Origin of the sequence: Sphingobacterium sp. HSC-15S19, assembly GCF_050433745.1 — a bacterium.
GTDB classification, from domain to species: Bacteria; Bacteroidota; Bacteroidia; order Sphingobacteriales; family Sphingobacteriaceae; genus Sphingobacterium; species Sphingobacterium siyangense.
The window spans coordinates 117620-129444 of sequence record NZ_JBNPWQ010000007.1 but is presented as its reverse complement, the minus strand read 5'-3'; the positions used below and the strand labels follow the sequence as shown (position 1 = coordinate 129444).

General features: G+C 39.7%; 9 protein-coding genes. 2 read left to right on the top strand and 7 right to left on the bottom strand.

Going from position 1 to position 11825, the window contains the following annotated elements:
• Nucleotides 1–22: 22 nt before the first annotated feature.
• The 3 genes from L1283_RS07545 to dnaG are packed head-to-tail and all read right to left on the bottom strand — an operon-like array spanning nucleotide 23 to nucleotide 3450.
• Entirely contained in the window at nucleotides 23–1051 is a 1029-nt protein-coding gene (locus L1283_RS07545) for a glutaminyl-peptide cyclotransferase (protein ID WP_075994525.1), read from the bottom strand.
• 30 nt (nucleotides 1052–1081) lie between these two features.
• The gene (locus L1283_RS07540) at nucleotides 1082–1438 is read right to left on the bottom strand and encodes a YraN family protein (RefSeq protein ID WP_145330336.1); all 357 of its coding nucleotides are present in this window, start codon (nucleotides 1436–1438) and stop codon (nucleotides 1082–1084) included.
• An 8-nt stretch (nucleotides 1439–1446) separates the two neighbouring features.
• Nucleotides 1447–3450: a DNA primase gene (dnaG, locus tag L1283_RS07535; protein WP_286734317.1), complete on the bottom strand. Its 2004-nt coding sequence runs from the start codon at nucleotides 3448–3450 to the stop codon at nucleotides 1447–1449.
• Nucleotides 3451–3676: 226 nt separating this feature from the next.
• Between dnaG and L1283_RS07530 the strand changes: the two genes are divergently transcribed.
• Nucleotides 3677–5062 carry a nucleotide sugar dehydrogenase gene (locus L1283_RS07530; RefSeq protein ID WP_201667054.1) on the top strand — a complete coding sequence of 462 codons (1386 nt, stop codon included), beginning with the start codon at nucleotides 3677–3679 and terminating at the stop codon, nucleotides 5060–5062.
• A 139-nt stretch (nucleotides 5063–5201) separates the two neighbouring features.
• Here the strand turns inward: L1283_RS07530 and L1283_RS07525 are convergent, their stop codons facing one another.
• Together L1283_RS07525 and L1283_RS07520 are read right to left on the bottom strand one after the other, a co-directional pair.
• Nucleotides 5202–5393, bottom strand: coding sequence for a hypothetical protein (locus L1283_RS07525; protein ID WP_228280105.1), 192 nt, complete (start codon nucleotides 5391–5393; stop codon nucleotides 5202–5204).
• A 256-nt stretch (nucleotides 5394–5649) separates the two neighbouring features.
• Nucleotides 5650–7761: a M3 family metallopeptidase gene (locus L1283_RS07520; RefSeq protein ID WP_120335146.1), complete on the bottom strand. Its 2112-nt coding sequence runs from the start codon at nucleotides 7759–7761 to the stop codon at nucleotides 5650–5652.
• 172 nt (nucleotides 7762–7933) lie between these two features.
• Here L1283_RS07520 and L1283_RS07515 point away from each other — a divergent pair, with 172 nt between their 5' ends.
• Nucleotides 7934–9010, top strand: coding sequence for a DUF4407 domain-containing protein (locus tag L1283_RS07515; protein WP_429625988.1), 1077 nt, complete (start codon nucleotides 7934–7936; stop codon nucleotides 9008–9010).
• 90 nt (nucleotides 9011–9100) lie between these two features.
• On the opposite strand, the gene rmuC is transcribed toward L1283_RS07515, so the two are convergent.
• Both rmuC and L1283_RS07505 read right to left on the bottom strand, forming a co-directional pair.
• Nucleotides 9101–10423, bottom strand: coding sequence for a DNA recombination protein RmuC (gene rmuC, locus L1283_RS07510; RefSeq protein ID WP_145330332.1), 1323 nt, complete (start codon nucleotides 10421–10423; stop codon nucleotides 9101–9103).
• 204 nt (nucleotides 10424–10627) lie between these two features.
• On the bottom strand, nucleotides 10628–11815 hold the full coding sequence (locus L1283_RS07505) for a formimidoylglutamase (RefSeq protein WP_120335149.1): 1188 nt from the start codon (nucleotides 11813–11815) through the stop codon (nucleotides 10628–10630).
• Nucleotides 11816–11825 lie beyond the last annotated feature (10 nt).

Below are 11825 nucleotides of genomic sequence, written 5' to 3'. Positions count from 1 at the left end.
AGGATCAAGATCTGAAGTTCGTTTATTTTTCAACTGTCTTGATCTCGAATAATGTATTCCATAACTTCCCTGTTATAAAGAGACGCTTTCCAGCTTGGTCGTAAGCAATTCCATTCAATTCATTGTCATAAGCGGAGGTATGCTCATAGATACCCACAAGATTAATCCGTCCTTCGACCGCTCCCGTTTGCGGATTGATTATAACAATAACATCTTTTTGATAGACATTTGCGTAGACTTTGCCGTCTATATATTCCAGTTCATTAAGTTCATCCACTGGTCCAGCTTCATCGTAAACTCCGATAGCATTTAGCTCCTTACCGGTCGTTGCATCTAAAAAGAACAATTTATTGGATCCATCAGATTTTATCAAATGCTGCCCGTCGTAGGTCAAGCCCCAACCTTCTTTACTATTTTCATATTTAAAGGAACTTTCTTTTACAAAAGAGTTTTTATCAAAGACATATCCTTCTCCTTGTTGCCACGTTAACATAAATAACTTATTACCTACCAATGTCATTCCTTCGGCAAAAGTCTTTTCATCAAATTTGATTTCCTTGAGTACTTTACCTGTTTTTAGGTCGACCTTTCTCAAGTTTGACTCACCATAACGGCCATTAGATTCGTAGAGAATACCATCAGCAAACTGTAGCCCTTGTGTAAAAGCTGTCGTATCGTGCGGGTATTTGTTGACAACCTCAAAACCATAGTTCTTCGCATTTTCAGGTACAACATAAAATGTACTTGAAACAGAATCGGGTTTTCCAGCATTGTATACCAAGGCGGAAATATTACGTGTACCATAGGCCATGTCTTTGGTATCTACCGTAATTGCCGTAGTATCAGTTGATGACCCCACATGTTTATCATCGACAAAATAAGCGACAGAGTCCATTGATACTGATTCAAATTTCAATTTCAACTGGACTTGAGCACCTTTTAAAACAGCTTGATTTGCTCCAGGGGAAGCAAATTCCAAACTTGATTTTTTTGACTTACAAGAAGCAAAAGCTAGCGCTGCAATTGCCATAAAATAAGTGATTTTTCTCATCTATGTATAATTATTTATAAGTACGTATCCTTAGCTATCCCAAAACGCATCTTTGATATGGTTGAGTACTGTTTTGGGGGATCTTGTTATTGCGACAACATCAAATCTGACTTCACCGACATAACCTGTTTTAAGGATATAAGCCTGTGCTGCACGAATCAGTAGTCGCTGTTTTTTGCGATCTACAAATTCGTAGGGTTCGCCGAAATCCGTTCCCGACCGTGTTTTTACTTCAACGAATACCAAGGTATCCCTGTCCACGACAATCAAATCTACTTCTAAATTCTTAAATCGCCAATTTCTTAACACTATTTTATAGCCTTGCTCCACGAGGTATTCCATGGCCATTTGCTCACCCCATTCGCCCGTTTCAAGATGCTTGGCCATATCAAGTATTACTTAACAATCGTATTTCCCAGAAAGCCTCCCAAGAGCCGTTCGGCTTCTTTAAGTTTCTGATATTTAAAAATAAGGACGTCTAGGTTTGCCACATCTTGTTCATGTTTCATTTCTTCACGAATATGATGCATTTCCGCCTCAATCTTACGTTTCTTAATCCGATAGATCGCTGTAACAACAAGTTGTTTTAAATGCTCATATTCTTGCGTTACATAAATTTTACGCTTATCGTCATTCCAATTTTCGCTGAGTGAATATTTGCTGGCAACACTATTAATCGCCAAATCGGATATGGTTGTATCCGAATTCGAATAAAATTGCTTGGCATCTGGAATTTCGTAGTTTTCTGCAGCATCTCTATAGACTTTTAAAATATAGGCCGCAGCTTTATCCTTAAATTCTATGTCGCTGATATTTCCCAGTAGCAGTCCTGCAACGGGAATATCCCCATCACCTTCCCAGGTTGCCAGATAATCCCCATAGTTGATTAGAATACGGACAATCTCTCGTTCCTGAAGAATTTCCGAAGTCAGTTGTACCGGTTGTTCGACATTCGCCATAGGAGCTACTCCCCCTCTTTCATCATCTGTCATGAAGAAATCCGGAGGTGGACCATCCATCCCAAAAGGTGGCATCCCTGCATTAGGCGGTGGGCTCTGAGGTTTACGAGCAGCATCCTTATCCGCCTTCTTTGCCCTATTGAGCCTAATCTTGTTGAGTTCTGCCAATAAAATGCGTTCTTCTATATCCAAAAGGCTGCTACATTCCCGGATAAAAACAGAAACCTTAATTTCATCGGGAATCAATGCAATACTCTCGACGACATCACGGATTACCGAAGCCCTTTTTATTGGATCGTTATTGGCATCGCGAAGCAGAATATTCGTTTTGTAGAAAATAAAGTCCTGCTGATTGGATTTGACATAATCTTTAAAAGCCGTGGCACCAAACTTTTGAACATAAGAGTCGGGGTCATTACCGTCGGGAAAAAGCAGCACTTTAACGTTTAAGCCTTCTTCGAGCAGCATATCTGTACCGCGTAGGGAGGCTTTGATCCCTGCTTCATCCCCATCATAAAGTATGGTCACATTCTTTGTGAATCTGGAAATAAGCTTGATCTGACCTGTTGTCAAAGACGTTCCCGAGGAGGAAACAACATTTTCGACTCCAGCTTGATGTACCGAAAGAACATCGGCATAGCCCTCTACCAAGTAGCAATTATCCTCTTCCATAATTGCTTTTTTGGCAAAATTCAATCCATACAGCACATCGGATTTATGGTAGATTTCGCTTTCGGGAGAGTTTACATATTTGGCGACCTTTTTATCCGTCTTTAGTGTCCGACCACCAAAGCCAATTACACGCCCTGTCAGGTTATGAATCGGAAACATGACCCGGCCACGGAAACGATCATATAAAGATTTATCATCACGTTCAATAGCCAAACCACTTGCAGCCAAATAATCTGGGTGAAAACCAGCTACCTGTGCTTTATCGACCAATGCAGTCCATTCTTCAGGCGAATAGCCCAATTCAAATTTTTTGATGATATCTTCTCGGTAGCCACGCTCCTTGAAATAGTTGAGTCCGATGACCTGACCCATTTCAGTTTTCCAGAGTTGTTCGGCAAAGAATTTACTGGCCCAAGCACTTAGGACATATAGACTTTCCCGTTTATCCTGCGCAGCAAGCTGGGCAGGAGAACGCTCGATTTCTTCAATTTGAATCGAATATTTATCGGCTAAATAACGGATCGCTTCCGGGTAAGAGAACTTTTCCAGTTCCATGACGAATTTAAGGGAATCTCCACCAACACCACAACCAAAACACTTATAAATACCCTTTGCAACTGAAACGTGGAAGGAAGGCGTCTTTTCATGGTGAAAAGGACAATTTCCAATCAGAGAAGTTCCCCGTTTCTTTAAATCAACGAAGTCCCCCACCACCTCTTCTATCCGTGCTGTTTCCAGTACTTTATCAATAACTTCCTGCTTTATCAAACCGTTTCTTTTTTAATGTAAAATTAGAATAAATCTTTTGCATCTCCACTACGAAATGGCTTCTTTAATGGCATTGCAGAAGGGCAATGAAACAAATAGAAGGAAAAACAATGGATGAGCCAGTTCGCCTAAATAAATTGTTTTGATATGCTGTGCTTTGTATTGCATATCAAAAGCAATTTATCTAAGTTTGTTCTTCAATTTATAGCTGATTAAGATAATCAAAATGAGCAAAACAATCAAGAAAATATGCTGTATCGGTGCTGGTTATGTCGGTGGACCTACCATGTCAGTTGTTGCAAAGCAATGTCCACATATTGAGATTACGATCGTCGACGTCAATGCCGCCCGTATCGCGGCTTGGAATGATGAGAATCTAGACAACCTTCCTGTATACGAACCAGGCTTACAAGAGATTGTTGCAGAAGCGCGTAATCGTAATTTGTTTTTCTCAACCGATATCGAAAAAGCTATCGACGAGGCCGACATGATTTTTATTTCGGTCAATACACCGACTAAGAATTACGGAAAAGGCAAGGGAATGGCTGCAGACTTAAAGTATATTGAACTTTGTGCACGGCAGATCGCAGCGGTTGCCAAAAACGACAAAATTGTTGTTGAAAAATCGACTTTACCCGTTCGCACTGCGGCAGCTTTAAAAAGTATCCTTGATAACACGGGTAATGGTGTTAATTTCCATATTCTTTCCAATCCTGAATTTTTGGCTGAAGGCACAGCAATACAGGATTTAATCAATCCAGACCGTGTGCTTATAGGCGGAGAGAATGATGAAGCTATCGCCGCATTGGTCGACATCTATGCCCATTGGGTAAGTCGCGACAAGATTCTCACAACAAACCTTTGGTCATCTGAACTTTCAAAACTAACAGCAAATGCCTTTTTAGCACAACGTGTCTCCTCCATTAACTCCATCTCAGCACTATGCGAGAAAACAGGGGCAAACGTAGATGAAGTTTCCAAGGCGATTGGTATGGACTCTAGGATTGGATCCAAATTTCTGAAAGCTTCTGTAGGTTTTGGTGGCTCTTGTTTTCAAAAAGATATCCTCAATCTGGTTTATATCGCACGAAGCTACGGTCTCACAGAGGTCGCCGAGTATTGGGATCAAGTGATTTTGATGAATGATTATCAAAAACAGCGATTTGCAGATAACATTATCCAAACATTGTATAATACTGTATCGGGCAAAAAGATTGCATTTTTAGGCTGGGCATTCAAAAAAGACACCAATGATACGCGTGAATCTGCAGCGATTTATGTTGCAGATTATCTATTGAGTGAACAAGCTGAAATCACGGTCTATGACCCCAAAGTGTCTGCTGAACGCATCTATGCCGACCTAGATTATCTGAATACGCGCTCTTCGGAAGAAAACCGAGCTTTGGTAAAGGTTGTCAATACCGCCTATGAGGCTTGCAATGATGCACATGCAATTGCAGTATTGACTGAATGGGATGAATTTAAGCATTATGATTGGGCCAAAATTAAGGAGCATATGAAAAAACCTGCATTTGTGTTCGATGGCCGTAAACTATTGAACCGTAAGGAACTTGAAGACCTTGATTTTAAATATTACGCGATAGGCGAGTAATCAATATATAGATAAAAAGAACCCTCAGCATATAGTCGCATAAGTGTATACGACTATAACTGAGGGTTTTGTTTGTGCCTGTTGTCAACGCGTAAGGAAAGAGAGATGAAACACAAGCGATGCAACAGGACTTTTTATCTTAATTATTCAGCATTCCATAAAACTCATTCATGTAATAAGATTCTTGGAGTGCATCCCTGAAATTCTGCCATTGTTCTTCATCAAATGAAAATACGATATCTGGATAAGGTGTTTTCATAATCAACCGAAATTCACCATCTGGGAATGTGCTAAAAAAGAGCTCATCACCATTACTTTTCGTAATATTCAAGAAATCGAAGAATTTATTCCTCGTAAATGTCAGTACAAAACTTTGTTGCCAGATATAATATGTTTGACACTTATGGCAAACACTAATATGGGTATCTCCTCTTTGGCTTAGAATTTTTGTGTCACACATACTATCTACATTTATTTAGACTCATTATAAATAATATTCAAATGTAAGAATAGTTTTTAGAATAACAAGTACCTGAACAAAAAAAAGGCGATATATTTCTATATCGCCTTTTTTTAATTAGAGAGCATTAATTTAAACCTCTCTTTTTCAATAGATATTTTGGATCTGGATCTGCACCTCTAAACGTACGGTACATTTTAGCAGGATCATCAGTACCTCCTTTTTCAAGGATATTTTTTCGGAAAGAATCCGCTGTTACTTGATCGTACAATGATTTTTCCTTGAAAGCTGCGAAGGCATCTGAATCCAATACTTCTGACCAGATATAGGCATAATAACCTGCAGAATATCCACCAGCGAAGATATGTTGAAAATATGTACTTCTATAGCGCGGAATAATAGCATCAATAATACCTATTTTTTTCATTGCTGTTTTTTCAAAGCCATTAATGTCTTTTGAAATTTCTTTTGTGGTAGCATGATAATCCATGTCTAACAACGCGGCAGAAAGGTATTCAACCGTTGCAAATCCTTGATCAAAGGTACCGGCCTTTTCCATTTTTTGAATCAATGAATCTGGCATTGCTTCTTTGGTCTTATAATGCTTAGCATATGTTCTTAACACCTCTGGATCTGCTGCCCAATTTTCCATCACTTGTGAAGGTAGTTCAACAAAGTCACGTGGTACAGAAGTTCCGGCCATAGAGCGGTATCTCACATTGGAAAGAAGACCATGCAGAGCATGTCCAAACTCATGGAACAAAGTAGTCGCTTCATCAAATGTCAACAAGGCAGGATTTTTTCCCACTGGTTTTGTGAAATTGCATACAATGGAAATTACTGGAGCAACACGTTTGCCATCTTTTGTCGACTGGTTACGGTAAGAAGTCATCCAGGCTCCCCCTCGTTTTGACTCTCGAGGGAAGAAATCGGCATATAGCAGACCTAAATGAGAACCGTCTTTGTCTTTAACTTCATACACTTCCACATCTTTATGGTAAGTTGGTACATTGTTTAAGGCTACGAACGTCAAACCATATAATTTATTAGCTACAGCAAACGCACCTTCACGAACTGCAGGAAGACTCAAATAAGGTTTAATTTCGTCCTCATTCAATGCGAAACGTTTTTTGCGAATAATTTCTGTATAATATCTCCAATCGTAAGGGGCCACAGCAAAATTACCTCCTTCAGCCTTTATTTCCTTTGCTATATCTGCTTCTTCACCTTTTGCTTTAGCGAGAGCTGGAGTCCAAAGTTTATTTAACAGTGCATAGACATTGGTCGGATTCTTCGCCATTGATTCCTCTAGGACATAGGCCGCATGTGAAGAATAACCTAATAATTTTGCTTTTTGAAGGCGAAGGTTTACAATTTTTTGAATGATCGCCTTGTTATCGTTGGTGTTATCTTGATTACCGCGTAGCTGATAAGCCTCCCAAAGTTGCTTTCTCAGTTCACGATTTTTTGCATATTGAAGAAAGGGCATAATGGAAGGATTCTGTAAAGTAAACACCCACTTATCCTTCTTTCCTTTTGCTACGGCTTCTTCAGCTGCTGCCGTTTTCAACGATTCAGGCAAGCCTTCCAATTGGCTCGCAGAATCAACGACCAGTGTATAAGCATTGGTTTCAGCAAGCAAATTTTGTCCGAATTGCGTTGTTAATGTTGAAAGCTCAGCATTAATTTTTTTCATTTTTTCCTTATCAGCATCCTTTAAATTCGCTCCGGAACGTACAAAACTCTTATAGGTTTCCTCCAACAGTTTATTGTCCTGTTCGTCTAATCCAAGTGTATTTCGACTGCTCCAAACTGTTTTGATACGGTCAAATAGTTTGGTATTCATCGAAATTTCATCAGAATGACTCGATAAGATGGGAGCCAAATCTTTTGCTATCGCCTGAATACTGTCATTTGTATTGGCACTATTTAGATTATAAAATACAGTAGATACATTATTCAATAATCCACCTGCATTTTCTAGAGCGACTATCGTATTTTGAAATGTTGCTTTATCCGAATTGTTGACTATCGTGTCAATTTCCAAATTGTGTACTTTTATCGCTTCATCAAAAGCTGGCCTAAAATGCTCTGTTTTGATCTTGTCAAAAGGCGGTACATTAAATGGGGTTTCGTAAGCCAATAAAAGAGGATTATCTGTCATCACTTTTTTTTCCTCACAACCAACAAATGCAGTTGCCACTATCGCAAAAAATGGCAAAAGTTGTCTTTTCTTCATATTATCTGATTATTCCTGATTTTTTTTTCAAAGATAATAAAATTAGGCAAATGGTCGGCCTTGTTGGAGAGGGGTTGCAGAGGAACATGAAAACAGTCATCGTATTGTAAAACAAAAACTTATTCATAAACCTTGTTAAAAATAATCTGTCAATTTGGATAAAAATATTTTAATGAGCGATATTAACCGTTTCTTTTGGAGATGTGCGGGGGTACATCAAGAAACTCTTGAAAAATATCCGGAAGAGCATAGTAAGTACACAGCCATAGGTGCTACTATTTTTTTTACGGGATTGTTTGCCAGTCTTTCGGGTGGCTATGCCATGTATTTCGTATTTAGTGGTGGGGCATTTGACTGGCTTTTGGCCATTGTATTTGGCATCATTTGGGGTTTAGCGATATTCAATATGGATCGCTATATTGTACTCAGTATAAATAAATCAAAAAGTGGCCTTATGCAGCTTCTGCAGGCTCTTCCTCGAATTTTATTGGCAATTTTGATTGGTTTGGTTATCTCTAGGCCGTTGGAGTTAAAAATCTTCGATAAAGAGATTCGAGAAAACCTCCGTGTACGTTTTCTCGCAGATCAACGCGCTAAAATCGACACGCTCAACAGTACGTTCAATAAGAAATATGCCAATGAAGTTTCGCTTTTAAAAGCGATTACGGTCGAACGTGATTCATTAGAAGCCAGTATTAAAAATGATCGTACAAAATTGAATTACGAGATATTCGGGAACAAAACAACTGAAACATCCGGTGTCATGGGGTATGGCCCTTATGCCAAAATGAAAGAAGAAGAGCTGAAGAAAAAAGAGGGCTATTTGGACACTTTACGGAACAAGATAACGACCCAACAAAACGCAATACGTCAGAAACAGAAATTTGAAGGGATATTGGACCAAAAAGTCTTATCCAACGCTTCGTTGGACAGCGCTGTCAATGTCGCTGGTTTTGCAGACCGCAACTCTGCGCTGGGCAATCTAAGGTACGATGCCAATGGAAAGGTCAACGAATCCAATGCAAATGCTGTGTTTTTTATTGCGCTGCTTTTTGTCTTCCTCGAATGTCTTCCGGTAATCGTCAAGCTCTTGGCAGGAAAGGATCCTTATGACAACGAAGTCCAAAACCAAAGGACTATTCATGATTACGAATCAGACAGCAATGTCACTGTTCAAAAAGAGGCTGTAGATCGTTTAAAGGATACGTATGTGGATGTTTCCATCAATAAACGGATGAAAGAGCTTTAGTAGAACCTCTAGCATAAGTTAGTAGAACAGGCTTTGCTTTGCACGGTTAAAAATTATAAACGGGCTTACCTTTCGGCAAGCCCGTTTTTGTTAATCTTCCGCATCTAAAAATTTGGAATCGATCTGTTTATTTGCTTTGGCTCCTAAACGTTTTAATTTCTCCACTTTTCCGATCACGTTCCCAGCGCCTGTAGAGAGCTTTTTAGTTGCATCTTCATGGCTTTTTAATGCGCGCTCCAATTGATTTTGCACCTGTTCCATATCGTTCAGAAAGCTCACAAACTTATCGTAAAGGCTCCCCGCTTCTTTCGCTATTTCAATTACATTCCTGGTCTGACGTTCCTGCTTCCAGATACTAGCGATAGTACGCAATGTCGCCAACAATGTCGAAGGGCTAACGATGACAACCTTACGATCCCAAGCATCGCTGAATAGATCCGGTTTTTCAGCGACGGACATACTCAATGCAGATTCGATCGGCATAAACAGCAATACAAATTCTGGCGATTCTATACCATATAACTCGTGATAGTTTTTTGCGGAAAGTTCTTTCACGTGATTTTCCACAGACTGTACATGTTGTTTTGCGAAAATTGCGCGGTCCTCATCCGTCTCAGCATTGACCCAACGTTCGTAGGCAATCAGCGAAACTTTTGAATCTACAATCAGATGTTTATCTTCAGGAAGGTCGATAATCGCGTCGGGTTGCATTCTTCTTCCTTCGGCATCCATCAGAGAGACCTGTAATCTAAATTCGCGATCGCGCATAAGTCCCGAACGCTCCAAAACCCGCTCTAAAATTACCTCGCCCCAATTGCCCTGCTTTTTGGTATCCCCTTTTAATGCCTTGGTTAAGCTATTGGCTTCGTCTTTAATTTTAAGACTCTGTTCGACCAGCTGAAGGACAACTCCCTTTAAAGAATTTCTTTCCGCGGCCTCTTGATTGTAATTTTTATCGACTTTCTCTTCAAACAATTTGATTTTTTCCTTCAATGGATCCAAGATCAAGCCCAGGGAACGATGATTGGTCTCTGTAAACTTTTGTGTCTTCTCTTCCAATATTTTATTGGCAATAACCTGAAACTCATTGTTGAATTGTCGTTTAATCTCTGCGATTTCATTCTTCTGTTCCTGAAATTTATCGAGCTGCGCCTCATAAAAAGAACGTGTACTCTCTAAAGACCGCTCTGCGACCAGAAGATTCTCCCGTTCCTTATCCAATTCATTTTTTAGCATAAGACGTTCTTCCAGCAAACTTTGTTCCCGCTGTTGCGATCTAGCAAGTTCAATTTTTAGTGTTTCAACCTCTTTATTGTACGCGGGACCGGTACTGGTATCGGTATTCTTTTTTAGTACCAATACGATCAAAATGACCAATAACAATACGATTCCCGCAAAGAAAAATATTTCCATGATTTGTATTTTCTGAAGATGGTGTATGCTTACCTGAGCAGGTCTATTTTGCCATCACTGCATTTAACTAAACCTATAACGTCTCAATCTTAATGAATCGGCACGACTAAAAAACAGATAACTCCAATCTGTTATCAGTTTGCACGATGTATTACACACTTCTCTATGGTAAGGCGTAATACCAATGCCCCACTTAGTGGTACATTATTGTAACTTTTGGTGTGTTTTCCACCATAGATCGGGCATTTCACCTGAAACAGCCAATTGGTAGTCTTCATAACGGCAAGGCACGAGGTAATAGCGTTCATTGACTGATTTAGATCCAAAATAAGGCACTTGAATCCACCAGCGGTCTGATTTTTTACTTTTCACAAAGACCAATTCATGCTCTTCATTTTCCAGTGTCGTGCGATAAATGATATAAGATGATTTGGGGTACAGTGGCGTATCTTGTTTGCGGTTATAGTAACCATCAATAAAGCACCAGATCATTTGGGAGACCAACATAGCCGTCTGCTCCATTGGATCAAATGTTGGATTGAATTCATAAAAACCGATGGAAGAACATTTATCCGACATCCCGGCATAGCGGGCGAGTTGACAAGCTTCATCGCCAAATAAGCCATTGGGCATTGCATTGGCATTTCCAGGTGCTTCAGAGGCCCGAATGGCTCCTATGTCAAAACTAATTAAATCCGCTGCTCGGATCAAAGGCTCTGATTGGTCCATTTTACCGGCAATCATACCGACTCGTGTTGCATTAAAAAATAGTTTATCATACATATTGATAGACTCTTTACTTACGAGATAGGTTTGATAGGCTATGGCATTTAAATTGAATAAATAGTCCGGCTGGTGCAAGATAATATGGTTCACATAAGATCGGGAATTCAGGCTTACATTTTCAGCATTTTCCTCATCAAGGTCAAAACGAGCATCTATAATTGCCAGCTCTATCTTTCGCTCTAAGTTTTGATACCCCAAATATTGTGCATAGGTAAGGTCCTGTCCACCACCAATGATAATCGGAAGAATATTTTCTTTGACCAGTTCTTCTACGACAGATTTTAAAGCGATATAGGTATCTTGAATTGTATTACCGGCTTTGATATTTCCCAAATCAACGATATTCATCTTATAATCGCCCTGATATAGCGCATAGAGATGTTTTCGTACTGCATCCGGCGCCTTATCCGTTCCGTTATTATTCATGGATGCACGGTCTTCCTCCACACCGACAATAGCCAATTGAGGCTGTTTATCCACTTCCCAGCTCGGAAAATCTATTTCATAGGCTTGAATAATGTTCCCTAGTTGAGAACTCAAGAACCCATGCTCAGGAGCAAAACCTGTAATTGAAATCGGGCTAAAGAATACGGACAGTGATGACATAAGCTATAAT

Excerpts from the sequence above, each read along its gene's own strand:
- L1283_RS07545 (WP_075994525.1), bottom strand. The coding sequence starts at position 1,051 with ATGAGAAAAATCACTTATTTTATGGCAATTGCAGCGCTAGCTTTTGCT.
- L1283_RS07540 (WP_145330336.1), bottom strand. The coding sequence starts at position 1,438 with ATGGCCAAGCATCTTGAAACGGGCGAATGGGGTGAGCAAATGGCCATG.
- L1283_RS07530 (WP_201667054.1), top strand. The coding sequence starts at position 3,677 with ATGAGCAAAACAATCAAGAAAATATGCTGTATCGGTGCTGGTTATGTC.
- L1283_RS07520 (WP_120335146.1), bottom strand. The coding sequence starts at position 7,761 with ATGAAGAAAAGACAACTTTTGCCATTTTTTGCGATAGTGGCAACTGCA.
- L1283_RS07515 (WP_429625988.1), top strand. The coding sequence starts at position 7,934 with ATGAGCGATATTAACCGTTTCTTTTGGAGATGTGCGGGGGTACATCAA.
- rmuC (WP_145330332.1), bottom strand. The coding sequence starts at position 10,423 with ATGGAAATATTTTTCTTTGCGGGAATCGTATTGTTATTGGTCATTTTG.
- L1283_RS07505 (WP_120335149.1), bottom strand. The coding sequence starts at position 11,815 with ATGTCATCACTGTCCGTATTCTTTAGCCCGATTTCAATTACAGGTTTT.